This window comes from Pseudoduganella sp. GW821-FHT12E03 (assembly GCF_058807115.1).
Map to the genome: position 1 here is coordinate 495,234 of NZ_JBXAQJ010000004.1, position 23,246 is coordinate 518,479.

Consider the following 23,246-nt stretch of genomic DNA (forward strand, 5'->3'; position numbering starts at 1 on the left):
AGTGGACATTTCCGGGGAAAAAATGTCCACTTTTGTCATATATGGGGTCTGACCCCAGGGAGTGACATTGCGGGCTCGGCTTTGTTCAGCGCGTTGCCGCGCGGTTACGCTCGGCGATGTCGATATCGACATAACGCCAGCTGGTTTGCTCGACCGGATGGCGCTTGTAGTTTTTCAGCCACGGCTGGCGGATATCGGCGGAAATCGGGTGCGTCAGCACCACCCACGGGGTGTACGCGTGGATCAACTGGTTCATGTCGCGGTACAGGGCGCGCCGCGCCGGTGTGTCGTCCATGGCGCGCGCCTGTTCGTAGCGCTGGTTATACGCGGGCAAGTTGAAGCGCGCGTAATTGGCGCGGCCACTGTTGGGACCATACAGCAACTGGTAGTAATTCTCGCCATCGGGGAAATCGGCAATCCAGTTGGTCTCGAACATCATCACCTTGCCCAGCCGCGACGCCTTGATGATCTCGGTCTTCTTGTCGCTCTTGAACTGTACGCGCAAGCCGATGGCCTGCAGGCTTTTGCGCCACAACTCATCGCGCAAGCGGCCCACCGTGGTGGCTTCCGTGTGCATCGTCAGCAGCAGCGGGCGGCCATTGGGCAAGGTACGGAAGCCATCCTTGCCGGTCTTGTAGCCGAAGCGGTCCAGCAAGGCGCGCGCCAGTGCGGGATCGTACGCCACTGGACTGCGGTAGGCGGGATCGTAGCCGCGCACATTGGGCGGCAGCGGCGATTGCGCCGGCAGCGCCAGGCCTTTCTTCAACAGCGCGACATCTTCCGGCCCGTTATAGCTGAGCGCAATGGCGCGCCGCAGCGCAATCTTGTCCTTGCCAAAGCCTCCAATGACCGGATCGTCCATGTTCATCCACATGTAATACGTCTGCAGCACGGGAAAGGGCGACAATTCCATGCCGCGTCTGGCCAGTTCCGGCTTCAGTGCGGGGGCCGTGCTGTCGTCCAGCACCATGTCGCGCATGGATTCCGGCACTTGCTCGATATAGTCGAACTCCCCGTTCAAAAAGCCCAGCACGCGCGACTGGTACTCTTCCATCACCTTGACTTCGATGCGCTGCACCAGTGGCAAGCGTTTACCTTCCAGCTTGGCCGCATAGCCGCGCGTTTCCGCCGGGGTATCGGGGCCGGCGTGGAATACCGTGTCGCGGAAGCCGGGGTTGGCCAGCAAGGTGATCTTGTCGCTGCGCTTCCATTCGCCCACCATGAACGGGCCGGTGCCGACCGGATGGTTGCCCAGCTGGGCGCCGTACGCCTGGGCCGCTTCGCGCGCCACCACGCTGGTGGCGGGCGTGGCGAGGTAAAACAGGAAGTTCGGGTCGGGCTGGCTGAGGCGGATGCGCAGCGTGTAGCGGTCGACGGCTTGCAGGCCGGGGATGGCGGTGGCGATATCGAATTTTTTCTTCAGCGCCGCGTCGCCCGCGAGTTTGCCGTCGAACAGGAACAGCCACGGGGATTTCAGGGCCGGATCGTACAGGCGCTTAAGGCTGTAGACGTAATCGTCGGCCGTGACTTCGCGCCGCTTGCCCTTGAACACGGGATCGGGCGTGAAATAGATGCCGGAACGCAGGTGGAAGGTGTAGGTGACGCCATCCTTGTCCAGCTTTGGCATGTCGCGCAAGGTATTGGGCTGCAGTTTGACGGGGCGCGCCAGGTAGGCATAGCGCAGCAGCGGGTCGAACAGGTTTTCCAGCAGCGCCAGGGTGGCGATGTCGGAGGCGGTGGCGGGATCGAGCGCGGTTTCACCGGTGGACAGGAAGGTGCGCAAGACCTTGTCGTGCGGGCCGGGCGGCGCCAGCGGACGGTGATCGCCAGCCGCCGCACCCGGGCCGGCCAACAAGGTGGTCAATGCTGCCGCCGGCAGGAAAAGTCGGAAACGTGCCATTTTTATCGAAGATCGGGGTGCGGACATCAGGATACGGCACCGGCGGCCATGCGGGCTACCCGTATTTCTACGGACGGGCCTATACTTTCACACTTTGCATCCCGCGCATCCGTCATGTCCCTCAATTACATCTGGTCCGGCTTTTTCCTCGTCGGCTTTGCCGCCGCCCTGGCGCAATGGATCCTTCTCGGCGATAACGAGATCTTCAAGCGCATCATCGACGGCACCTTCGAGTCGGCGCGGATGGGGGTGATGGATATCGCGCTGCCGCTGGCGGGCGTCATGACCTTGTGGCTGGGTATCATGAACATCGGGGAAAAGGCCGGCGCCATCGGCTGGCTGGCGAAAATCATTTCCCCGTTCTTTTCGCGCATTTTTCCGGACGTGCCGAAAGACCACCCGGCCACCGGCCACATGGTGATGAATTTCTCGGCCAACCTGCTGGGCCTCGACAACGCGGCCACGCCATTCGGCCTGAAAGCCATGGAAAGCCTGCAAACGCTGAACCCGAACAAGGATGAAGCGAGCAATGCGCAAATCATGTTCCTGGTGCTGCACACGTCGGGCCTGACCCTGATTCCGCTGGCGATCATGGCGCAACGCGCGATCCTGGGCGCGGCCGATCCATCGGACATTTTCATTCCGTGCATGATCGCCACCTATGTCGCCACGGTGACCGGCATTATCGCGGTCTCGATCCGCCAGCGCATCAACCTGTTTGACAGCGTGGTGCTGTCGTGGCTGGGCGGGATTACCGCCGCCATCGTGTCGCTGATTTATTACTTTACGCAGCACCTGACGCGGCCTGAAATCGAAACCTTTTCCAAGGTGTTCAGCAACCTGGTGCTGATCGGCGTGATCACCGTGTTCATCGTCGGCGCGCTGCGCAAGAAGGTCAATGTGTATGAAGCCTTTATCGAAGGCGCCAAGGGCGGCATCCAGACGTCGCTGACCGTGATTCCCTACCTGGTCGGCATGCTGGTGGCGATCAGCGTGATCCGCAACGCCGGCATCTTCAATTTTGTCGTGACGGGCTTTAACTGGATCTTCTCGGGCCTGGGCTTTAATACGGACTTCGTGCCGGCCTTGCCGACGGCGCTGATGAAGCCGTTGAGCGGCAGCGGTTCCAAGGCCATGATGATCGATGCGATGCAGACCTATGGCGTGGATTCGTTCGTCGGCCGCCTGGCGTGCGTGTTCCAGGGTTCCGCCGACACCACGTTCTATATCGTCGCGCTGTATTTCGGCTCGGTCGGCATCCGCAAGACGCGCTATGCGATCTCGTGCGGCCTGATCGCGGATTTCGCCGGAGTCATTACCGCGATCGCCGTGGCTTACCTGTTCTTCCATTGAGAGGGCATTGATGATGCGCCGCCTGGTCCTTTCCACATTGCTGGCGTGTGCCGGCCTGCCTGCCGCGCAGGCGGCGTTGCCTGAACCGGTACTGAAGCAATTGCAGGCCGCCGGTATTCCCGAGGAGGCGGTGGGCCTGGTGGTCTTGCGCGGCAACACCGTGCTGCTGGCGCACCAGGCGGACAAGGTGATGCAGCCGGCATCGACCATGAAGCTGGTGACCACCCTGGCGGGCCTGGAGGTGCTGGGTCCCGTGTTCCGGGGCCGCACGGAATTGCGCAGCACCGGCGAGGTCGCGGGGGGCGTGCTGAAAGGCGACCTTTACCTGCGCGGCGGCGCCGATGCGGATTTCAATGAAGATGCGCTGGTGCACATGCTGGAAAAGCTGCGCACGGCGGGCATCCGCAAGATCGACGGTGATCTGATCCTGGACCGCACGCTGTTCCAGCCGTCCCGGCCGGACCTCGGCGCGGCGCCATTCGATGAATATCCGGACGCGTACTACAACCTGGTGCCCGATGCGCTGCTGCTGAACATGAACATGCTGCGCATCACGCTCGATTCCACCGGCGGCAAGCTGCGGCTCGATATGCTGCCGCAGTTGGACAATGTGGGTGTGATGGCGGACATGGCGCTGACCGATGGCGATTGCGCGAAATGGGACGACAGCTGGAAGCCGCCGACGTGGGCGCGCCAGGGCACCCGGATCACGGTGACCTTGCACGGCACATTTCCCCGCCATTGCGGACCAAAGACCGTCAACGTGAATTTGCTGGACCGCGGCGATTATGCGGAGCGGCTGTTCCGCGGCACGTGGTCGAAACTGGGCGGGACATTCAGCGGCGTGGCGCGCGAAGCGTCCGGTGACGGCGCGACGCCGCTGCCGTCGAAGCTGCTGGCGGAGCACGTGTCGCGGCCATTGGCCGATGTGCTGCGCGATATTAACAAGACGTCGGATAACGGGCTGGCGCGCACCTTGTTCCTGAGTCTGGGCAGCCTGGAGGCGGATGTGATGCTGGGCAGCAGGCCGCTGGCGGCGCCCACAGGGCGGATTCCCGTGATTGGCGGCGGGCCGCTGCCCGGGGATGCGGCGGCAAGAACCTGCTGTGGCGCCGTTGCGCCAACGGCATCGGCGTTACCGGCGGCCGGAGCTGCCCTTGCAGCCGGTGCGCAACCCACGCCGGCTGCGTCAACCATGGCAACCAGGCCCAACACACCCGATGCAGCCCATGTGCCCCATGTGCCAGCGTCGCCGGAGCCAACCGCCGCGCGCGCCGATCAGGCGATACGGGGCTGGCTGCGCCGCCAGGGCATCGACGACACGGGACTGGTGCTTGACAACGGTTCCGGCCTGTCGCGCAGCGAGCGTATCAAGCCTGCGCAAATGGCGGCGCTGCTGCAGGCGGCGCAGCGTTCGCTGTGGCAGCCGGAATTCTTGAGCAGCCTGCCGATCGCGGCGATCGACGGCACCATGCGCCGCCGCCTGGCCGGCACGCCGGCGGCCATGCGGGCGCGCATCAAGACCGGTGCGCTGAAAAACGTGGTGGCGATTGCCGGCTATGCGCCCGATGCCAATGGCGAGCAATGCATCGTCGTCGCCTTCGTCAATCACGACCTGGTGGGCAATGGGAATGGCCGCAAGGTGGGCGATGCGCTGATCGACTGGATCGCCGGCCTGAAATAAGGCTACAGCACGCGGGTATAGGTCTGGCGCACCCGCGTGCGGTCGCCGCAATCGAAGTGCCACCACTCGGTATTGATGCCGACATAGCCTGCCGCCAGCATGGCGCCGCGCAGCAGGTCGCGGTTGGCCAGGTGGGTTTCCGTCAGCTCGCCGCTGGCCAGCATCTGGCCTTCCAGCGCGGGGTGGGAGCTGTCCGTCAAGTCGTCAAAGCCGGTGCCCATATCGAGTTCCCGGCCCTGTGCATCGCAGACCGTGATATCGACCGCCATGCCGAAGGAATGGATCGAACCGCGCGCCGGTTCGGCCAGGTAGATTTGCAAGTTTGTGCCCTGCAAGGCATCCCACAGCAGTTGCTGCACCCGCTGCGGGCGCAGCGCGTCGAGCACCAGCAGTGTGTAGCCGGGACGTTCGTGCGCCAGCCATGCCACGGCCTGTTCCAGCGCGGCTGCCGCTTCGCGGTGCAGCCACGCGCAATCGTAGGGCGAATACAGGTCGCGGCCGACGAAGTTGTTGGCGCTGGCATAGCGCAAATCCCAGCGGATGCCGGCAATGCTGTCGAGCCGGCGGAAGTCCGGATGCGATGGCACGTCTTCGCTGCGGATGGTTTTCATGATCTGCCTGTCGGCCGGTGTCGTGATTGCAGCTTAGTGCAGTTCTGGCGCCGGCGCCAGCGGCGTTCCTGGCGCCGCCTGCGGCCGGGTCAGCACGTCGAGGATGGCGGCGGTTTCCGCGTCGGGTTCGCCGTCATATTTAGCCTGGCGGTACTTGGACTGGAACACGAACAGCACGTTGCGGGTGGCGTCATCGAGCACGCCCGACTGCGCCAGCGCGTAGCCATGCTGGGCCAGCCGTTTTTGGATCCACACGATATCGGGTATTTGCGTTTCAAACACGACGCGCTGCGCTTCCACCTGGGCAGAGTCGGGCCACGCGATCAACCCGGCCTGCGCCAGTTGCCGCCACGGGAACATGGGGCCGGGGTCTTGCTTGCGCTGGGGGGCGATGTCGGCATGGCCGAGGATGTTTTGCGGCGCGATCTGGTGGCGTTGGACGATGTCTTTCAACAGCAAGATCAGCTGGTCGATTTGCGCCTGGCTGAATGGCGCATAGGTGCCGCGCGCATGGTCGGTATAGCCGGGATTGACGATTTCGATGCCGATCGAGGCGGGGTTCAGGTTGGAAAAGGTCTTCCAGCTCGACAGGCCCGCGTGGTTGGACTGGCGCGCCTCATCGACCAGCACATAGAACTTCGGCTCGGGTTCATCGGTCAGCAGGTAGTGGCTGCTGACCACCTGTTCCGTCAGGGTCTTGATCGAGCCGGGCAAATTGGACACCGTGTAATGCAGGATCACGAATTTCACGCGGCTGCTCTGGCTGCGGGCGGTATAGGTGTTGTCCAGCCGCGCGGCCGGCGGCGCGGTGGCGCAGCCGGCCAGCAATGCGGCGATCAGTGGCACTAACAGCTTTTTCAACAAGGTCATTCTCCAGGTTCAGGGCCGCGCCGCCAGGCGGGCCGCCGCGTAATGGGGCTGCACGATGTGGCGGTGCAAAGGCACGTTGGGCGCCAGCGTAGCACGCATGGCCTGTTCGATCAGCGGATGCAGTTCCGCCGCGCGGCCGGACAGCGCCACCGGACGCACGCCGAAGCGCGCCACCAGCGCCATGGCGATGCGCGCCAGTTCCCGGCCGGCCTGCTCCAGGATGGCTTGTGCGGCGGGGTCTTGCTCCGCACTGGCGGCAACGGCCAGCGCCAGTTTGCCGATGGCGCCCCGTTCGCTGCCATACATGAACTGGCGCGAGTAGGCCCAGTCGCTGCCGCCCACATGGTCGAAGACCGCATGCGCCATGGGGGAGTCGCGCCAGGCCCCCGGTGCTTCGTCTTCGCGGCGCCAGATATGGCGCAGCGCTTCGCGGGCGATCCAGTAACCGCCACCGCCGTCATCGAGGCCCACGCCACGGCCGCCGGCGCGGTGGAAAACGCCTTGCGGGTCGATGTAGGCGGCAATCGAGCCGGTGCCGGCATAGACCAGGTAGCCTGCACCGGGTGTGAAACTGTCGAGATAGGCGATTTCCACATCGTTCGAGATGGTGACCTGGTCCGGCGCAATGGCGAGCAAGGCAGCCAGCCATTGCACCGGCAGGGCGCTGTCGCCGCCAAAGCCGGTCAAGCCCGCGCAGACCCGTTGCGGTTGTCCACAGGCCAGCGCCGCCTGCGCCAGCGCGGCAAAGGTGGCCTGTATCGCCGCCCGGCCGGTTTCGCTGTTCATTTGCAAGGCGGACAAGCCGGCAACGCCCCCTTCCGCGACGATCCGGCCATCGGCGCCCGCCAGCGCCCAGCGCGTCTGCGTCCCCCCGGCATCGATGCCGAGGCCCAAGCCGTGATCAGTGTTATTAATCATTCAAAGCCACCCGATAGTAAAAAAGGGGCCAGGCACCGTAATGTCGACTAGTTCGGCACAAGGCGGAAAAAGGGGGCAGGCGCCGTCATGTCGATTAGTCAAGGTTGGGCGGTGATCCGTTCGCTTTCATTGCCCAGACGGTCCACGGCGCTGACCACGGCCACCACCGGCTGCAGCGCGCCGTCGTCGGCCAGGGTGACTTCCGTCAGGTTCGCCGGCGCCGTGATGAAGCGCCATTCATTGCCATATTTCGCCCAGATCGCATACTGCGTCGTGGATTTGCCGGCCGACAGGCTCAGGTCCAGGCCGGCGGCGCCGCGCCTGGCCGCGACGCGCGGCGCGGCGGGCGCCGAGTTGCCCAGCCACGGCGTGGGCGGCACCAGTGCCGCGCTGGTATAGCTGGCGGCGCGCAACTGGTCGGCCACGCCTTTGCGGTTTTGCATCAGCGCGGCAATGCTGAAGTGCACATGGCCATTGGCGCCGGGGCGGGTGCGCGTGACGCCGATCTGCTTGACGATTTCTTCCGGCTCGAACGATTTCGGCGTGTTGTCGATCTTGCTCGTGTACAGCCCCGGCCACACGTGGCGGCCACGCGTGTTTTCGCGCAGCCAGTAGTCGAGCAGCACGTCAAACGCTTGCGGTTGCTGGGCAATCGGCCAGTACAGCTGCGGCGCCAGGTAATCGAGCCAGCCGTTTTTCAGCCACAGTTCCGCATCCGCATACAGCTTGTCATACTGGGAAAACCCGACGATGCCGGGTGGACGGCGGTCCGGGCGGCCGATGCCGAACGGGCTGATGCCGAAGCGCACCCACGCTTTTTCGCGGTGGATGCCGGTATACATCGCTTCGATCAGCAGGTTGACGTTTTGCCGCCGCCACGACGGACGATCGAGCTTGCCGCCGCCGGCAACATAGCGCTGCCACGCCGGCTGGTCGGGGAATTCCAGTTCCGGCTTCATGCCGCCGCCGGAAGGCACATCGAGCGCCGCGGTTTCCGCGCCGGTGGCGCTGGGCGCCTCGATCGGATACGGATAGAAATAGTCGTCGATATGTACGCCATCGATGTCATAGCGGCGCACCACGTCCAGCACCACGTCCAAGGTGTGCTTCGACGCTTCCTGCTCGCCCGGGTCCATCCACTGGTAGCGGCCATAGGTTTTCACCGTGTGCGGCTTGGCCACGGAAATGTGGCTGCGCGCGGCAGGCGATTTCGCGGTGGCGTGGCGCGCGCGGTACGGGTTGAACCAAGCGTGCAATTCCAGGCCGCGCGCGTGGGCCTGGTCGATCCAGAATTGCAGCGGGTCATACGCCGGCGACGGCGCCTTGCCCTGCTGCCCGGTCAGGAATTCACTCCACGGCTCCAGCTCGGACGGATAAATCGCATCGGCGCTGGGACGCACTTGCAGCACGATCGCGTTCAGGTTCAGCGCGCGGGCGCGGTCCAGGATGGCGATGGCTTCGGCCTGCTGTTTGGCGACCGGCAGGTTGCTGCGGCTGGGCCAGTCGATATTGGCGACAGTTGACACCCACGCGGCGCGGAATTCGCGCGGCGCCGGCGGCGGCTGCAAGCCGTTGACGGCGGGCGCCGTGCCGGCAGCCGGCGTGGTGCCGGCGGTGCCGGTGGTTCCCGGGACAGTGGCCGGGCCCGATGGCGTTGTGCCAGGCAGGGGCGGCGCCATCGGCGTGGTGGAACAGGCGCTCATCAGCGCCGCCAGGGCGGTGGCAGCGCCGGCGGTCAGGGTCAGCCGCTTTTTCGGATTCAAAACCATACCTCGAGTCAGTGATTGCGCCGGTATTGTAGCGGTAAGCGGCGGGGAGCACGCTTAGTATGTGGGGGCCCGGCCTGAAGACCCGGCACCCAGGTTTATTCACGTCCGAAAGCGGGATCGATCTTCAGCAGCGCCGTCACGGCAAACGCGGGGATGGTCGCCAGGCACGCATAGATGAAGAAATGCTGGTAGCCCAGCTGCTGCTGGATCCAGCCGCTGGCCATTTGCGGCACCATCATGCCCAGCGCCATGAAGCCGGTGCAAATCGCGTAATGGGCGGTCTTGTGCGCGCCGTCGGCCACCATGATCATGAACATCAGGTAGGACGCGAAGCCGAAACCATAGCCAAACTGTTCCAGCGCGATGGCGCCGGTGATCAGTGGCAGGCTCGATGGCATGGCGCTCGACAGGTAGACAAACACCAGGTCCGGCACGTGCACGGCAAACGCCATCGGCCACAGGCACTGTTTCAGGCCAAAGCGGGCAATCGTGACGCCGCCCAGCAAGCCGCCCAGGGTCAGCGCCAGGATGCCCACCGTGCCATAGGCAAAGCCGTAATCCTTGTTCGACAGCCCCAGCCCGCCCACGTCGCGCGGGTCGAGCAGGAATGGCGTGGCCATTTTCAGCAATTGCGCTTCGCCGAGGCGGAACAGCAGCAGGAACGCCAGGATCACCAGGATGCCATCCTTGCGGAAGAAGGCGGTAAAGGTATCGAGGAATTCACGGTATAGCTGCTTGCCGCCATGGCCAGCGGCCGGCGGCTGGTCCGTGTCAGGGCGCGGCAAGGCAAACGCATGCCAGGCAAACAGCGTGAGGAACAGCGCGCCCAGGGTAAAGAACACGATCGACCACGCCGTGCGCGCATCGCCATAACGTTCGATCAGCACGCCGGACAGCGCGACCAGCGCACCCTGTCCCAGGATCGTGGCGGCCCGGTAAAACGTGCTGCGCACGCCGACGAACGCGGCTTGCTGCTGCTTGCGCAGGGCCAGCATATAAAAGCCGTCGGCCGCGATGTCATGGGTGGCGGAACTGAACGCCATCAGCCACAGCACGGCCAGGCTGACCTGGAAAAACGCGGGCAGGTGGGTGGTCAGCGCCACCATCGCCATGCTGGTGCCCAGCAGGAATTGCAGCACCACCACCCAGCGCCGCCGGGTGCCGAACATTTCCACCAGCGGCGACCAGAGCGGTTTGATCACCCATGGCAAATACAGCCAGCCGGTGTACAGCGCGATGTCGGTATTGGAAAAGCCGGTGTTTTTGTACATCACCGTGGCCAACGTCATCACCACCACGTAGGGGATGCCCTGGCCGAAATACAGCGATGGAATCCAGCGCCAGGCGCTGCGTTGTTCGGTTGCTTGCAATGTGGACTTTCAGTTGGTTCGATCGGATGCCAGCGCCGCCCGCACGCTGCCGCCGGTCTGCGCCAGCACGGCGCCGGCCTGTTCCGCGGTCTGCCCGTTGAGCAGCGCGACGATGGCGGTTTTCACGTGGTAGTGGCACTGTTCCAGCATGGCGCGCGCGGTGGTGTCGTCCGCGCCGGTCGCGTGCATGGTCAGGCGCACGGCGCGCAGCACCAGCTTGGCGTTGGTGGCCTGCAAGTCTACCATCAGGTTGCCGTACACTTTATGCAGGCGCACCATCAGGGCGCTGGAAATCGTGTTCAGGACGATTTTTTGCGAAGTGCCCGCTTTCAGCCGCGTGCTGCCGGAAATGACTTCCTCGCCCGTGTCCAGGGTGATGCCAATGTCGGCTTGCAGCGCGACCGGGGCATCGCGGTTGTTGGCGATGCCGACGGTCAGCGCGCCGGCTTCCCGTGCCGCCGCCAGCGCGCCCAGCACATAGGGGGTGCCGCCCGAGGCGGCCAGCAGGAATACCACGTCATGCGGGCCGGGCGCCACCGCTGCCAGGTCGGCTGCGCCCTGTGCGGCGTCGTCTTCCGCGCCCTCCACCGCCTGGAACATGGCGCCCGCGCCGCCCGCCAGCAAGGCGACGGCCCGTTCGTGTGGCCAGGAAAAGGTGGGATACAGTTCGACGCTGTCGAGCACGCCGAGGCGGCCGGAGGTGCCGGCGCCCACGTACAGCAGGCGTCCGCCCGCCTGCAGGCGGGGCACGGCGGCGGCAATCGCGGCGGCGATTTGCGGCGCGGCGCGGCGCACCGCCTGCACCGCTTGCAGCTGGTCGTCGACCAAGGCGCCGACCAGGTCCGCATCCGCGTATTGGTCCAGTTGTGCGTGGCGAACACTGGGGGTCTCAGTTTTCAGCATCGCTCGGCCTGGAGGTTGGGTTGAACGGTTATGTGGGCGCGCGTCGCATTTCCGCCACGAAGTCGTAATGATCGCTGCGGCAATACGAATGGGTCAGTTCCACGGCTTCGCCGGAATCGAGGTAGGCGATGCGGGTGATGAACAGGACCGCCTGCCCTTCCGGTACTTCCAGCTGCTGCGCTAGTTCCGCCGGCGCATTCATGGCGCGGATGTGCTGCAGCGCGCGCGCCGGCGCCTTGCCGGTCGATTCCAGGAAGGCATACAGCGAATCGCCGATGGCTTCCGGTTTCGGCACGATATGCTGCGGCAGCACCGACACTTCATATGCCATCACGACATCGTCGGCCATGCGCAAGCGCTCCAGCCGCGCCACCTTGCTGCTGGGCGACAGGGCCAGGCTCATTTGCTCGTCCGCCGAAGCGGTGACGATGGCGCGTTTCAGCCAGCGCGATTTCGGCGTATAGCCGCGCTGCTGCAATTGTTCCGAAAAACTGGTGAGGTTGGACAGGGGCTGCTCGATGCGGGGCGCAATGTAATTGCCCGATCCGCGCCGACGCACCACCAGGCCCTGGTCGACCAGCTGGTCAATGGCTTTGCGCGCGGTGACGCGCGACACGTTCAACAGTTCCGACAGTGTGCGCTCGGACGGCAAGGCCTGGTCGACCTGGTAGCGCCCATTGCGCACGTCGTCACTGAGCTTGCGCGCGATCTGCATGTACAGCGGCGAATTGTCTGATACATCTGCGTGGAATTCAACGCTGGTCTGGCTCATACGGGTTTCTCCTAGGCCTCCAGTGTAAACGGCGCAGCGCTTTTGCGTCCATTTTTTGCTTGAACCAAGGTTATGTGCCGCACACGGCGCGTTTCGTGGGTAAGCTGGCGGAATGGCAAACGTTACGATTTCTGCGCAACAAGTGATCGTCATCGGTGGTGGCGTGGTGGGGCTGGCGTCGGCCTGGTGGCTCTTGGGTGCCGGTTACCGGGTCACGCTGGTGGAACAGGCCGCCATTGTTGGCAGCGTCTCGAGTTACCGTAACGGCGGGCAATTGAGTTACCGCTATGTTTCGCCGCTGGCGGACGCGGGAGTACCGCTGAAGGCGCTGCGCTGGCTGTTGCAGTTAGATGGCCCTTTACGCCTGAAGCTCGAGCCGGACAGCCGCCAGTGGCGCTGGCTGGCGCGGTTTATTGCCTGCTGTAATAGCGACGCCAACCGGCGCACCACGGCCATGCTGTTGCAACTGGGCGCGTTGAGCCGCCAGGCCATGGCGCAGCTGGCGCTGGTGTTGCCGCTGGAAGAATTTGCCTGGCGTAACGCGGGCAAGCTGGTGGTGTACCGCTCGCGCGCCGTGCTCGATGCGGCGCTGTCGCGGCCGGAGGCGGAGAGTGTCCGGCAAGTCTGGTCCCCGGCGGAAATCGTGCAGCACGAACCGGCGCTGGCGGCGCTGGCGCCGCAGCTGGCCGGCGGCATTTACAACGACGGCGAGGCCGTGGCGGATTGCCATGCGTTTTGCCTGGCACTGGCGCAGCGGCTGCAAACACACCCCCGCTTCCAGGGAATCGTGCAGGCGGAAGCCTGGCAATTGCAGGTCCGGCAAGGAAAAATCGATGGGTTGCTGACCAGCGCCGGCAGCCTGCAGGGAGATCATTATGTCCTGGCGGCGGGTGTGGCCAGCCGCGACCTGGCGGCAACTGCCGGCCTGTACTTGCCGATTTATCCATTAAAAGGTTATAGCCTGACTGCGCCGATCCGCCCGCAAGACCGGGCCCCGGATATCAGCGTGACGGATTTCGAGCGCAAGGTGCTGTATGCGCGCATCGGCAACAACTTGCGGGTGGCCGCCATGGCCGACCTGGTGGGCGACAACACCGCCATCGACCCGCGCCGCATGGCTTCCCTGCGGCGCCTGGCGCGCGCCGCCCTGCCGGGTGGCGCCGATTACGACCGGGCCGAGCCTTGGGCCGGCCTGCGCCCGGCGACGCCGGATGGCGCCCCGATCATCGGTGCTACCCGTTATCCGAACCTGTGGCTGAACGTGGGACACGGCGCGCTGGGTTTTACGTTTGCGTGCGGGACGGCGGCGTTGCTGGCGGATGTCATGCAGGGAAAAACCGTCCCTTTTGCACTGAAGGGGCTGGTATTGCCCAAGTAAGACCAGCCCAGCCCGCCATGTCACACCCTGGGGTCTGACCCCAGGGTGTGACATGTATTGGCAATATATCAACATGCGCCGGGATACCCAATATGGCGGATAATGTCCGGATTTCCGCTGCTTTTTTGTCTCCTGATGTCCAAATCCAAGACCCTTGCCCACCCTTGCCCTTGCGGTAGCGGCGCCGCCCTTGCCGATTGCTGCGGTCCTTATATAGAAGGCGCCGCCGTGCCGCAATCTGCGGAGCAGCTGATGCGCTCGCGCTACACCGCGTACACGCTGAAAAACGAGGCTTACCTGCAGGCCACGTGGCATGCCAGCACCCGGCCGGGGGAGGCTGTAATCAGCCCAAATGAAAAATTGCAATGGCTCGGACTTGAGGTAAAATCTGCTTTACGTTTACGTCAACGTAAAGCAGAAAACGAGGACTTCGTTGAATTCGTAGCAAGATTTCGCGTCAATGGCCGTGGCCAGCGCTTGCACGAACTCAGCCGCTTTCTGCGCGAACCTTCCGCCGAGGGGCTGCGCTGGTTTTACGTTGACGGTACTTTTCCCGAATAACCAGTGACCACTGTGACGCGGCCCGAGACACCGCGTTGAGAAGAGGAACCCGAATGCCGCATATCGAAAGCAAACTCAATCCGCGCAGCGACGACTTCAAGTCCAACGCGGCCGCCATGCAAGCGCTGGTCGACGACCTGCGCGCCAAGGTCGCCAAGCTGGCCCAGGGCGGCGGCGAAGCGGCGAGCGCCAAGCACACCGCCCGTGGCAAATTGCTGCCGCGCGACCGCGTGCAAATGCTGCTCGATCCCGGCACGCCGTTCCTCGAACTGTCGCAGATGGCCGCCTATGGCATGTATGACGATGCGGCCCCGGCGGCCGGCATCATTACCGGCATTGGCCGCGTCTCGGGCCAGGAATGCGTGATCGTGTGCAATGACGCCACCGTCAAGGGCGGCACTTATTACCCGATGACGGTGAAAAAACACTTGCGCGCGCAGGAAATCGCCGACCAGAACAACCTGCCGTGCATTTACCTGGTGGATTCGGGCGGCGCCAACTTGCCGAACCAGGACGACGTGTTCCCGGACCGCGACCACTTCGGCCGCATTTTCTACAATCAAGCCAACCTGTCGGCCAAGGGCATCCCGCAAATCGCCGTGGTCATGGGTTCATGCACGGCGGGCGGCGCTTACGTTCCCGCCATGAGCGATGAGTCGATCATCGTCAAGGAACAGGGCACGATTTTCCTCGGCGGCCCACCGCTGGTGAAAGCGGCCACCGGTGAAGTGGTCAGTGCCGAAGACCTGGGCGGCGGCGACGTGCATACGCGCCTGTCCGGCGTGGCCGACCACCTGGCGCAAAACGATTTGCATGCGCTGTCGATGGCGCGCACGATCGTGTCGAATTTGAACCGTACCAAGCCACAGCAGGGCGCGTTGCGCGAAGCGGTGGAGCCGAAGTACCCGACCAGTGAATTGTATGGCGTGATCCCGGTCGATACCCGCAAGCCGTTCGATATCCGCGAAGTGATTGCCCGCATTGTCGATGGCAGCGACTTCGATGAATTCAAGGCGCGCTATGGCACCACGCTGGTGTGCGGCTTTGCCCATATCTATGGCATGAAAGTCGGCATCATTGCCAATAACGGCATTTTGTTCTCCGAGTCGGCCCTGAAAGGCGCGCACTTCATCGAACTATGCGCGCAGCGCAAGATCCCGCTGGTGTTCTTGCAAAACATCACCGGCTTCATGGTGGGGCGCAAGTACGAAAACGAAGGCATCGCCCGCAATGGCGCCAAGATGGTGACGGCCGTGGCCACCGCCGCTGTGCCGAAGTTCACCGTGGTGATCGGCGGCAGCTTCGGCGCCGGCAACTATGGCATGTGCGGCCGCGCGTACTCGCCGCGCTTTATGTGGATGTGGCCGAATTCCCGCATTTCCGTGATGGGCGGCGAACAGGCGGCGTCCGTGCTGGCCACCGTGAAACGCGACGGCATCGAAGGCAAGGGCGGCCAGTGGTCGTCTGAAGAAGAAGCCGCGTTCAAGCAGCCGATCAAGGACCAGTATGAACACCAGGGCCACCCGTACTACGCCACGGCGCGCCTGTGGGACGATGGCGTGATCGATCCGGCCGACACCCGCATGGTGCTGGGCCTGGGCTTGTCCGCCGCATTGAACGCTGAAATCCCGGACACCAGGTTCGGCGTATTCCGCATGTAAGGAGGGTGACTATATGACTTATGAAACCCTGCAATTGGCAATCGACGGTAAGATCGCCACCGTTACCCTGAACCGTCCGGACGTGCGCAATGCGTTCAACGAACAGACCATCCGTGAAATCACGCTGGCATTCGGTGAACTGGCGCAGCGGGACGATGTGCGCGCGATCGTGCTGGCGGCCAATGGTCCCGCTTTCTGCGCCGGCGGCGACTTGAACTGGATGAAGAAAATGGCGGGCTATACGCACGCCGAAAACAATGCAGATGCGATGATGCTGGCGGAAATGCTGCGCACCATTTACCTGTGCCCGCAACCAGTCATCGCCAAGGTGCACGGCGATTGCTATGCCGGCGGCATGGGCCTGGTGGCGGCGTGCGACATCGTGATTGCCGCGGACGTGGCAAACTTCTGCCTGAGCGAAGTGAAGCTGGGACTGATCCCGGCCACCATTTCACCTTATGTCATTAAAGCCATGGGCGAACAAGCGTCGCGCCGCTATTTCCTGACCGCCGAGCGGTTCGGAGCGGCCGAGGCGCACCGCATCGGCTTCGTGCATGAACTGGCGACCCCAGACACCATCGACGCGAAGACGGCGGAACTCGCCAAGGCCCTGCTGGGCAACAGCCCGAACGCGGTGCGCGAAGCGAAAACGCTGGTGCGCGATGTGGCGGGACGACCCGTCGACGATGCGCTACTGGCCGACACGGCGCTGCGCATCGCCAATATCCGCGCGTCAGAGCAGGGCCGCGAGGGCGTGCAATCCTTCCTGGAGAAGCGCAAGCCATCCTGGCTATAGCCCGCACGCAGCCCGTGGCGGAAACGGAAACGGAGCAGTTTTGGAAGCAAATCAACAAGGTGTGCAGCAACAAGGTACGCAAGGCGACAGCGACTGGGTAGCGCGCAGCCTGCGCAGCGTATGGCATCCCTGCACGCAGATGCAGCATCACGAGACCGTCCCGCTGATCGCGGTCAGCCACGGCCGTGGTCCGTGGCTGTATGACCACCATGGCGACCGCTACCTGGACGCCATCAGTTCGTGGTGGGTCAACCTGTTCGGCCATGCCAACCAGCGCATCAATGGCGCGCTGAAAGAGCAGCTGGACATGCTGGAACACGCGATGCTGGCCGGCTTCACGCACGAACCCGTGATCCGCCTGTCGGAACGCCTGTCGGCGCTGACCGGGCACCAGCTGGGGCATGCGTTTTACGCGTCGGACGGCGCGTCCGCCGTGGAAATCGCGTTGAAGATGAGTTTCCATGCGTGGCGCAACGCCGGCCGCACGGAAAAACAGGAATTCGTCTGCCTGAAGAACAGCTACCACGGCGAGACCATCGGCGCGCTGGCGGTCACCGACGTGGCGCTGTTCAAGGATGCCTATGGCCCGCTGCTGCGGTCCTCGCGCATCGTGATGTCGCCCGATGCGCGCCAGGCGGCCGAAGGCGAGACCGCACAGGATGTCGCGCGCCGCGCGGCGGCCGACGTGCAACAGCTGTTCGAACAGAACGGCGCCAACATTGCCGCCATCATCATTGAACCGCTGGTGCAGTGCGCCACCGGCATGGCGATGCACGACCCGCTGTACCTGAAACTGGTGCGCGAACTGTGCGACCGGCACGAGGTGCATTTGATCCTCGATGAAATCGCGGTCGGCTGCGGCCGCACCGGCACCTTCTTTGCGTGCGAACAGGCCGGCATCTGGCCGGATTTCCTGTGCCTGTCGAAAGGGATTTCCGGCGGTTATTTGCCGCTGTCGATCGTGCTGTCGCGCGAAGAAATTTACCAGGCGTTTTACAGCGCCGAAGTCACCCGTGGTTTCCTGCACTCGCACTCGTACACCGGCAATCCGCTGGCGTGCCGCGCCGCGCTGGCCACGCTCGATATTTTCGAGGAAGACGGCGTGCTGGCCGCGAACAAGGTGCGCGCCGACAAGCTCACGCAAGCGCTGGCGCCGCTGGCCCATCACGAGCGCATCACCCATGCGCGCCAGCGCGGCATGATCTGGGCGTTTGACGCCGTCGATGCCGGCCCGGGATTCTCGCGCCGCTTCTTTACGGAAGCCACGCGCCAGGAATTGCTGCTGCGCCCGATCGGCAACACGATTTACCTGATGCCGCCCTATATCCTCAACGACGAGGAAATCGACGGACTGGCGGCGCGCACCCTGTCGGTGTTCGAAGCCACCATCGCAGGGGTATAAACATGGATTTACTGAACAAACTGCAGCTCCAGCTGGCCGGCCTGGAACAGAAAAGCCTGATCCGCAAGCGCCGCCACGTGGAAACCCCCGCCGGTCCGCGCGTGACGGTCGACGGCCGCGACATGCTGTGCTTTTCCAGCAATGACTACCTGAGCCTGGCGGGCCACCCGAAAGTCATGGCCGCGCTGCAGGAAGGCGTCGCGTTGTATGGCGCCGGCAGCGGCGCCTCGCATTTGATTTCCGGCCACAGCCGCGCGCACGCGCAACTGGAGGCGCGGCTGGCCGGCTTTGTCGGTCCGTATCTCGAATCGCCGAAAGCGCTGTATTTCTGCACCGGTTACATGGCCAACCTGGCCGTGTTGACGGGGCTGGCCATGGGCGACAAGGAAACGGAAATCTTTTCCGAATCGCTGAACCACGCCTCGCTGATCGACGGCGCGCGCCTGTCGCGCACCACGGTCAAGGTGGTCGAACATGCCGACGTGGCGGGACTGGCGGCCTTGCTGGAGCACAGCACGGCGGCCAACAAGATCGTGGTCACCGACAGCGTGTTCAGCATGGATGGCGACCTGGCGCCGCTGCCCGAATTGCTGGCGCTGTGCGAAAAACATGGCGCGTGGCTGGTGGTCGACGATGCGCACGGATTCGGCACCCTCGGCGAAAACGGCCGCGGCGCGCTGGAACACTTCAATTTGCGTTCGCCGTACCTGGTCTATGTCGGTACCCTGGGCAAGGCCGCCGGCGTTGGCGGCGCCTTTGTCGCCGCGCACGAAGTCGTGATTGAAACGCTGATCCAGCGCGCCCGCCCGTACATCTTCACGACCGCCGCGCCACCTGCGCTGGCGCATGCGCTGCTGGCCAGTGTCGAGATCATCGAAGGCGCGGAAGGGCGCCAGCGCCGCGCCCACGTGCAGGCGCTGATTGCACACCTGAAAGCCAGCCTGAAGTTGAAACGTTGGCAACTGATGCCATCCGACACGGCGGTGCAGCCGATCGTGATCGGCGATAATGCTGAAACCATGCGCGTATCCGCCGCGCTGTATGCGCAAGGTTTCTGGGTGGGCGGTATCCGTCCGCCTACCGTGCCGGTGGGAACGTCGCGTTTGCGCGTGACCCTGGCGGCGGGCCACACGATGGAAGAAGTGGACCGCCTGGTCGCGGCGATTCATGTGCTGGAGGAGCAATCATGAGCACGGACAAGCCGGGTGTCATTGCACCCAGGGCGGATTTGCCGACGGTCGTCGTGGGCGAATCCGTGGTGGGCGTCGCTGTCGTCCACGACGAACCCAAAACCGCACCAAAACCGGCGGCAGCGGCAGCCGGCTGGCCGCCCCGTTTCACGTGCTTTGTGACCGGCACGGATACGGAAATCGGCAAGACGCTGGTGTCGTCCGCCATCCTGCATTCGCTGGTGCGCGAGGGTGTGCGCGCCTGCGGCATGAAGCCGGTGGCGGCTGGCGCGGAAATCCGCAATGGCGCGCTGCATAACGACGACGCCGATATGCTGATCGCGGCCGGGAATGTGACCATGCCGCAATCGCTGACGACACCGTATATGCTGATGGAGCCCGCGGCGCCGCATATCGCGGCGGCGCTGGAAGGCGTCACCATCGATTCGGTACCGATTTTGGCCGCGTACCTTGAAATCGCGGCCGCATCCGATGCCGTGGTGGTGGAAGGCGTGGGCGGCTTTTGCGTGCCGCTCAACGACAGTTTTGACACCGCCGACCTGGCGCAGCAGCTCGACTTGCCGGTGATCCTGGTGGTGGGCTTGCGCTTGGGCTGCATCAGCCACGCGCTGCTGACAGCCGAAGCGATTGCCGCGCGCGGCCTGAAACTGGTGGGATGGATTGCCAATGAAGTGCAGGCGGAGATGGCGTTCGCCGATGAAAACGTGGCGGCGCTGCAGCAGCGCCTCGGCGCGCCGCTGCTGGGACGCATCCCGCGCCTGGCGCAGCCGACGGCAGCCGCCGCTGCCGAGTATGTGAATCTGGCGGGCCTGCCGAACTGGCCCACCCGCCGCAACAATCAATGAATGTGAAGGAAACATGATGTCGCAAGCGACCCTGCAAGAACCGAAGACCGTACAGACCGCAAGCACCGTGGAATTGCATCGTCCCGCCAAGGCCATTACGCTGCCGGAAGCGGCCACCTGGCCACTGGAAGACGTGATGGCGCTGTACGAGCTGCCGTTCAACGAGCTGATGTTCCGCGCACAGGAAACCCACCGCGCGTACTGGCCGGAAGGCGACGTCGAACTGGCGACCCTGCTGTCGATCAAGACCGGCGGCTGCGAAGAGGATTGCGGATATTGCCCGCAGGCGGCGCGCTACGATACCGGCGTGGAAGCCAAGAAAATCCTGGACATCGACACGGTGCTCGACGCCGCGCGCCAGGCCAAGGACAACGGCGCCACCCGCTTCTGCATGGGCGCCGCATGGCGCAGCCCGAAAGAGCGCGACATGGATAAAGTGGAAAACATGGTGCGCGAAGTGAAGGCCATGGGCCTGGAAACCTGCGCCACCCTGGGCATGCTGGAAGCCGAGCAGGCCGAGCGCCTGAAAGCGGCCGGCCTTGATTACTACAACCACAACCTCGATACCGCGCCGGAGTTCTACAACAACGTGATCTCCACCCGCGAATACCAGGACCGCCTCGATACCCTGGGCCACGTGCGCAACGCGGGCCTGAAAGTGTGCTGCGGCGGCATCGTTGGCATGGGCGAGACCCGCGCCCAGCGCGCCGGCCTGATCGCGCAGCTGGCCAACCTGAATCCGTACCCGGAATCGGTGCCGGTCAACCACCTGGTGCAGGTGGAAGGCACGCCGCTGCATGGCCTGGACCCGCTGGACCCGCTGGAATTCGTGCGCACCATCGCCGTGGCCCGTATCACGATGCCGAAGGCGCGCGTGCGCCTGTCGGCCGGCCGCCGCGAACTGGGCGAAGCCGTGCAGGCGATGTGTTTCATGGCCGGCGCCAACTCCATCTTCTATGGCGACAAACTGCTGACCACCGATAACCCGGAAGCCAACGACGACCGCGCGCTGCTGGCCAAGCTGGGCCTGAAGACCCGCGCCAACACGCTGGAATCGGTACAGAAGGAAAGCTGCGGCTGCTAAGCCGCTTCCCGTTGCCGCCGATGCCTGCACCACAAGTGCCAACGGTATTGGCGGCGGCTCCGAACGCATTTCTTAGAAAACGCCAGCCACGAGCTGAATAGAGAGAGACCATGTTCAAAAAAATCCTGATTGCCAACCGTGGTGAAATCGCCTGCCGCGTCGCCGCCACCGCGCGCCGTCTTGGCATCAAGACTGTCGCCGTGTATTCCGAAGCGGACGCCAACGCCAAGCACGTTGCCGTGTGCGATGAAGCGGTCTTGCTGGGCCCGGCCGCCGCCAAGGAAAGCTACCTGCGTGGTGACAAGATCATCGCCGTGGCCAAGGCTACCGGCGCTGAAGCGATCCACCCGGGCTATGGCTTCCTGTCGGAAAATGCGGAGTTCGCGGACGCCTGCCAGGAAGCCGGCCTGGTGTTCATTGGCCCGCCGGCATCGGCCATGCGCGCGATGGGTTCGAAGTCCGCCGCGAAATCGCTGATGGAAAAAGCCAGCGTACCGCTGGTGCCGGGCTACCACGGTGACAATCAGGATCCGGATTTCCTGCAAACCCAGGCTGACCGCATCGGTTACCCGGTGCTGCTGAAGGCGTCGGCCGGCGGTGGTGGCAAGGGCATGCGCGTGGTGGAGTCGTCGGAAGCGTTCCGCGATGCGCTGGCGTCGTGCAAGCGCGAAGCCATCAGTTCCTTTGGCGACGACAAGGTGCTGGCCGAGAAATACCTGCAGCGCCCGCGCCACATTGAAATCCAGGTGTTCGCCGACACGCACGGCAACTGCATCCATTTGTTCGAGCGCGATTGCTCGGTGCAGCGCCGCCACCAGAAAGTGTTGGAAGAAGCGCCTGCCCCGGGCATGACGGCCGAGCGCCGCGCCGCCATGGGCGAAGCGGCGGTGGCCGCCGCCAAGGCGGTCGGCTATGTCGGCGCGGGCACGGTGGAATTCATCGCCAACCAGGATGGCTCGTTCTATTTCATGGAAATGAACACCCGCCTGCAGGTGGAACACCCGGTGACGGAAATGATCACCGGCGCCGACCTGGTGGAATGGCAGTTGCGCGTGGCTGCCGGCGAAGCGCTGCCGAAAAAACAAAGCGAATTGACCATCAACGGCCACGCGATCGAAGCGCGCGTGTATGCGGAAAATCCGGAAAAGGGTTTCCTGCCGTCGATCGGCACCTTGCGCCACCTGGGCACGCCGGACGCAGTGAACTTTGAACTGGGCGGCATTCCCGGCCACCCGGTCGGTGTCCGGATCGACGCCGGTGTGCGGGAAGGCGATGCGATTTCGCCCTTCTATGACCCGATGATCGCCAAGCTGATCGTATGGGGCGCGGACCGCAAGCAGGCGCTGGCCCGCATGGCGCAAGCGCTGTCGCAATACCAGATCGTCGGCCTGGCATCGAATATCGCATTCCTGAACCGCCTGGTGCAGGGCGAAGCGTTTGCCACGGCGGACCTCGATACCGGCCTGATCGAACGCAACCACGACGCGCTGTTCCCGGCCGCGCAGCCGGCGGCAGCCGGTGCGCTGGCGCTGGCGGCCGTGGCGCTGATCGAGTCCGACAAGGACCGCTCCGCCGCGCAATCGGGCGCCAATGCCGGCGATCCGTGGGGCCAGGCGCTGGGCTGGCGCATGAACCAGCCGTATGTGCGCAAGCTGTCGTTTACGGATGATTACGCGGCGGGCTTGCCAGCGAAGGCGTATGGCGTGGATGTCACTTACCTGAACGATGGCTGGATGTTCAATTTGCCGGCCTGCCCGGATAGCCAGCCGCAGTTGCTGACCCTGATGTCGCAGCAGGGCGCCGATATCAGCATCAAGCTGGGCGACACGGCGGTGCATGGCAGCGTGCGCCGCGACGGGGACTTGTTCCACGTCTTCACCAACGGCTTGCACTACACGCTTGGCTATAACGACCCGATGGCCCATGCCGGCGAATCCGAAGCGGAAGGCGGCCGTTTGACGGCGCCGATGCCGGGCAAGGTGGTGGCGGTGCTGGCCGAAAAGGGCAAGGAAGTCAAAAAAGGCGATGCGCTGGTCATCATGGAAGCCATGAAGATGGAGCACACCATCGCGGCGCCGCATGACGGCGTGGTCGATGACGTGCTGTACGCGGTGGGTGACCAGGTGTCGGACGGCGCGCCTCTGCTCGCGTTCCGCGCGGCGTAATGGCGCAATTGCAG

19 protein-coding genes are annotated in these 23,246 nt (G+C 64.2%); 11 read left to right on the top strand and 8 right to left on the bottom strand.

What is annotated here, in order from left to right:
- Nucleotides 1–85 precede the first annotated feature (85 nt).
- The gene (locus AC1RRC_RS13080) at nucleotides 86–1,900 is read right to left on the bottom strand and encodes an ABC transporter substrate-binding protein (protein ID WP_493055905.1); all 1,815 of its coding nucleotides are present in this window, start codon (nucleotides 1,898–1,900) and stop codon (nucleotides 86–88) included.
- Nucleotides 1,901–2,014: 114 nt separating this feature from the next.
- Between AC1RRC_RS13080 and AC1RRC_RS13085 the strand changes: the two genes are divergently transcribed.
- Both AC1RRC_RS13085 and dacB read left to right on the top strand, forming a co-directional pair.
- Nucleotides 2,015–3,253 carry a nucleoside recognition domain-containing protein gene (locus AC1RRC_RS13085; protein ID WP_493055906.1) on the top strand — a complete coding sequence of 413 codons (1,239 nt, stop codon included), beginning with the start codon at nucleotides 2,015–2,017 and terminating at the stop codon, nucleotides 3,251–3,253.
- 10 nt (nucleotides 3,254–3,263) lie between these two features.
- A complete protein-coding gene (gene dacB / locus AC1RRC_RS13090) occupies nucleotides 3,264–4,937 on the top strand; it encodes a D-alanyl-D-alanine carboxypeptidase/D-alanyl-D-alanine endopeptidase (RefSeq protein ID WP_493055907.1) in 1,674 nt (557 codons plus the stop codon).
- Nucleotides 4,938–4,939: 2 nt separating this feature from the next.
- Here dacB and AC1RRC_RS13095 read toward each other — a convergent pair whose 3' ends face one another.
- The 7 genes from AC1RRC_RS13095 to AC1RRC_RS13125 form a co-directional block, all read right to left on the bottom strand.
- Complete coding sequence (locus AC1RRC_RS13095; RefSeq protein WP_493055908.1) at nucleotides 4,940–5,548, bottom strand: M15 family metallopeptidase; 609 nt, start codon at nucleotides 5,546–5,548, stop codon at nucleotides 4,940–4,942.
- A gap of 33 nt (nucleotides 5,549–5,581) precedes the next feature.
- Nucleotides 5,582–6,418 (bottom strand): N-acetylmuramoyl-L-alanine amidase, encoded by an 837-nt coding sequence (locus tag AC1RRC_RS13100; RefSeq protein ID WP_493055909.1) that lies wholly within the window; start codon nucleotides 6,416–6,418, stop codon nucleotides 5,582–5,584.
- 9 nt (nucleotides 6,419–6,427) lie between these two features.
- Complete coding sequence (locus tag AC1RRC_RS13105; RefSeq protein ID WP_493055910.1) at nucleotides 6,428–7,336, bottom strand: N-acetylglucosamine kinase; 909 nt, start codon at nucleotides 7,334–7,336, stop codon at nucleotides 6,428–6,430.
- Between the two features lie 98 nt (nucleotides 7,337–7,434).
- Entirely contained in the window at nucleotides 7,435–9,105 is a 1,671-nt protein-coding gene (locus AC1RRC_RS13110) for a glycoside hydrolase family 10-like protein (protein WP_493055911.1), read from the bottom strand.
- 95 nt (nucleotides 9,106–9,200) lie between these two features.
- Nucleotides 9,201–10,475 carry an MFS transporter gene (locus tag AC1RRC_RS13115; protein WP_493055912.1) on the bottom strand — a complete coding sequence of 425 codons (1,275 nt, stop codon included), beginning with the start codon at nucleotides 10,473–10,475 and terminating at the stop codon, nucleotides 9,201–9,203.
- Between the two features lie 9 nt (nucleotides 10,476–10,484).
- On the bottom strand, nucleotides 10,485–11,378 hold the full coding sequence (locus AC1RRC_RS13120; RefSeq protein ID WP_493055913.1) for an N-acetylmuramic acid 6-phosphate etherase: 894 nt from the start codon (nucleotides 11,376–11,378) through the stop codon (nucleotides 10,485–10,487).
- A 28-nt stretch (nucleotides 11,379–11,406) separates the two neighbouring features.
- A complete protein-coding gene (locus AC1RRC_RS13125) occupies nucleotides 11,407–12,150 on the bottom strand; it encodes a GntR family transcriptional regulator (protein ID WP_493055914.1) in 744 nt (247 codons plus the stop codon).
- 112 nt (nucleotides 12,151–12,262) lie between these two features.
- Between AC1RRC_RS13125 and AC1RRC_RS13130 the strand changes: the two genes are divergently transcribed.
- The 9 genes from AC1RRC_RS13130 to AC1RRC_RS13170 all read left to right on the top strand — a co-directional run bounded on the left by AC1RRC_RS13130 (nucleotide 12,263) and on the right by AC1RRC_RS13170 (nucleotide 23,232).
- Nucleotides 12,263–13,528 (top strand): D-amino acid dehydrogenase, encoded by a 1,266-nt coding sequence (locus tag AC1RRC_RS13130; RefSeq protein ID WP_493055915.1) that lies wholly within the window; start codon nucleotides 12,263–12,265, stop codon nucleotides 13,526–13,528.
- Nucleotides 13,529–13,663: 135 nt separating this feature from the next.
- Complete coding sequence (locus AC1RRC_RS13135; RefSeq protein ID WP_493055916.1) at nucleotides 13,664–14,089, top strand: YchJ family protein; 426 nt, start codon at nucleotides 13,664–13,666, stop codon at nucleotides 14,087–14,089.
- A gap of 53 nt (nucleotides 14,090–14,142) precedes the next feature.
- Nucleotides 14,143–15,750 carry a carboxyl transferase domain-containing protein gene (locus AC1RRC_RS13140; RefSeq protein WP_493055917.1) on the top strand — a complete coding sequence of 536 codons (1,608 nt, stop codon included), beginning with the start codon at nucleotides 14,143–14,145 and terminating at the stop codon, nucleotides 15,748–15,750.
- A 13-nt stretch (nucleotides 15,751–15,763) separates the two neighbouring features.
- The gene (locus AC1RRC_RS13145; protein WP_493055918.1) at nucleotides 15,764–16,546 is read left to right on the top strand and encodes an enoyl-CoA hydratase/isomerase family protein; all 783 of its coding nucleotides are present in this window, start codon (nucleotides 15,764–15,766) and stop codon (nucleotides 16,544–16,546) included.
- Nucleotides 16,547–16,586: 40 nt separating this feature from the next.
- Nucleotides 16,587–17,948, top strand: a complete 1,362-nt coding sequence (gene bioA / locus AC1RRC_RS13150; protein ID WP_493055919.1) for an adenosylmethionine--8-amino-7-oxononanoate transaminase — start codon at nucleotides 16,587–16,589, stop codon at nucleotides 17,946–17,948.
- 2 nt (nucleotides 17,949–17,950) lie between these two features.
- A complete protein-coding gene (bioF, locus tag AC1RRC_RS13155) occupies nucleotides 17,951–19,138 on the top strand; it encodes an 8-amino-7-oxononanoate synthase (protein ID WP_493055920.1) in 1,188 nt (395 codons plus the stop codon).
- The gene (gene bioD / locus AC1RRC_RS13160; protein ID WP_493055921.1) at nucleotides 19,135–19,983 is read left to right on the top strand and encodes a dethiobiotin synthase; all 849 of its coding nucleotides are present in this window, start codon (nucleotides 19,135–19,137) and stop codon (nucleotides 19,981–19,983) included. Before bioF ends, bioD begins: the two co-directional genes overlap by 4 nt.
- Before the next feature lie 16 nt (nucleotides 19,984–19,999).
- Nucleotides 20,000–21,067, top strand: a complete 1,068-nt coding sequence (bioB, locus tag AC1RRC_RS13165) for a biotin synthase BioB (RefSeq protein WP_493056000.1) — start codon at nucleotides 20,000–20,002, stop codon at nucleotides 21,065–21,067.
- 110 nt (nucleotides 21,068–21,177) lie between these two features.
- On the top strand, nucleotides 21,178–23,232 hold the full coding sequence (locus AC1RRC_RS13170) for an acetyl/propionyl/methylcrotonyl-CoA carboxylase subunit alpha (RefSeq protein ID WP_493055922.1): 2,055 nt from the start codon (nucleotides 21,178–21,180) through the stop codon (nucleotides 23,230–23,232).
- Nucleotides 23,233–23,246: the final 14 nt, after the last annotated feature.

Coding starts and splice junctions, on each gene's coding strand:
- AC1RRC_RS13080 (WP_493055905.1), bottom strand. CDS start 1,900: ATGGCACGTTTCCGACTTTTCCTGCCGGCGGCAGCATTGACCACCTTG.
- AC1RRC_RS13085 (WP_493055906.1), top strand. CDS start 2,015: ATGTCCCTCAATTACATCTGGTCCGGCTTTTTCCTCGTCGGCTTTGCC.
- dacB (WP_493055907.1), top strand. CDS start 3,264: ATGATGCGCCGCCTGGTCCTTTCCACATTGCTGGCGTGTGCCGGCCTG.
- AC1RRC_RS13095 (WP_493055908.1), bottom strand. CDS start 5,548: ATGAAAACCATCCGCAGCGAAGACGTGCCATCGCATCCGGACTTCCGC.
- AC1RRC_RS13100 (WP_493055909.1), bottom strand. CDS start 6,418: ATGACCTTGTTGAAAAAGCTGTTAGTGCCACTGATCGCCGCATTGCTG.
- AC1RRC_RS13105 (WP_493055910.1), bottom strand. CDS start 7,336: ATGATTAATAACACTGATCACGGCTTGGGCCTCGGCATCGATGCCGGG.
- AC1RRC_RS13110 (WP_493055911.1), bottom strand. CDS start 9,105: ATGGTTTTGAATCCGAAAAAGCGGCTGACCCTGACCGCCGGCGCTGCC.
- AC1RRC_RS13120 (WP_493055913.1), bottom strand. CDS start 11,378: ATGCTGAAAACTGAGACCCCCAGTGTTCGCCACGCACAACTGGACCAA.
- AC1RRC_RS13125 (WP_493055914.1), bottom strand. CDS start 12,150: ATGAGCCAGACCAGCGTTGAATTCCACGCAGATGTATCAGACAATTCG.
- AC1RRC_RS13130 (WP_493055915.1), top strand. CDS start 12,263: ATGGCAAACGTTACGATTTCTGCGCAACAAGTGATCGTCATCGGTGGT.
- AC1RRC_RS13135 (WP_493055916.1), top strand. CDS start 13,664: ATGTCCAAATCCAAGACCCTTGCCCACCCTTGCCCTTGCGGTAGCGGC.
- AC1RRC_RS13140 (WP_493055917.1), top strand. CDS start 14,143: ATGCCGCATATCGAAAGCAAACTCAATCCGCGCAGCGACGACTTCAAG.
- AC1RRC_RS13145 (WP_493055918.1), top strand. CDS start 15,764: ATGACTTATGAAACCCTGCAATTGGCAATCGACGGTAAGATCGCCACC.
- bioF (WP_493055920.1), top strand. CDS start 17,951: ATGGATTTACTGAACAAACTGCAGCTCCAGCTGGCCGGCCTGGAACAG.
- bioD (WP_493055921.1), top strand. CDS start 19,135: ATGAGCACGGACAAGCCGGGTGTCATTGCACCCAGGGCGGATTTGCCG.
- bioB (WP_493056000.1), top strand. CDS start 20,000: ATGTCGCAAGCGACCCTGCAAGAACCGAAGACCGTACAGACCGCAAGC.
- AC1RRC_RS13170 (WP_493055922.1), top strand. CDS start 21,178: ATGTTCAAAAAAATCCTGATTGCCAACCGTGGTGAAATCGCCTGCCGC.